Origin of the sequence: Tsukamurella conjunctivitidis (assembly GCF_007858475.1) — a bacterium.
GTDB classification, from domain to species: domain Bacteria; phylum Actinomycetota; class Actinomycetes; order Mycobacteriales; family Mycobacteriaceae; genus Tsukamurella; species Tsukamurella conjunctivitidis.
The window spans coordinates 1-558 of the sequence record NZ_VIGX01000229.1 but is presented as its reverse complement, the minus strand read 5'-3'; the positions used below and the strand labels follow the sequence as shown (position 1 = coordinate 558).

The window sequence follows — 558 nt, the reverse complement described above, 5'->3', positions numbered from 1 at the left end:
CTTCAGCGGCTTTTTGTGCTGCTCGTTTTTCCGCTTCGATCCGTTGTCTTTCAGCCTCTTCTCGAGCACGTCACTCCGCTTCGAGACGCTCCTTCTCAAGTCGCTGTGCTTCGGCAATTCGATTCATCTCTTCGATCACTTCTTCGGTATCGATTCTCTCAGATTTGGCAATACGATTCTCATCACTCACTTTAAGGGAAGGATCATCGATACTTGCCATCTGAATCTTCTGAAATGAAGAGAATGAGAAGTAGCCAACAATAGCGATGACGAGCGCAGTTAAGAGTGCACTACTGAGATTGATAATTCTATCTTGTGTTTCGCGATTCATAATGATCTACTCTTCCTAAGCACAATGGTGGGCTACTCTGTTGGAGCGGTCATAAGTTGGACATTTTTCTGGGTGACGCCCTGAAGGAGCCCCATAGCATCAATGATACGACCGTAAGGGGCATTTTTATCCCCTTTAACTAATGCTTGTATATTATTGTTCTCTGCAAAAATATTGCGAGCTAAAACCTCAATCTCCCCTTCTGGAAGAGCAATATTGGGATTATC

Annotated in this window: 2 protein-coding genes; both read right to left on the bottom strand. The window is 44.3% G+C overall.

Translation table 11 applies throughout. The features are described from left to right. Window positions 1-70: 70 nt before the first annotated feature. Window positions 71-331, bottom strand: coding sequence for a hypothetical protein (locus FK530_RS27670; RefSeq protein ID WP_146489509.1), 261 nt, complete (start codon window positions 329-331; stop codon window positions 71-73). A 32-nt stretch (window positions 332-363) separates the two neighbouring features. Then, on the bottom strand, window positions 364-558 hold a 195-nt coding region (locus tag FK530_RS27665; protein WP_205124274.1), incomplete at its 5' end, for an ExbD/TolR family protein.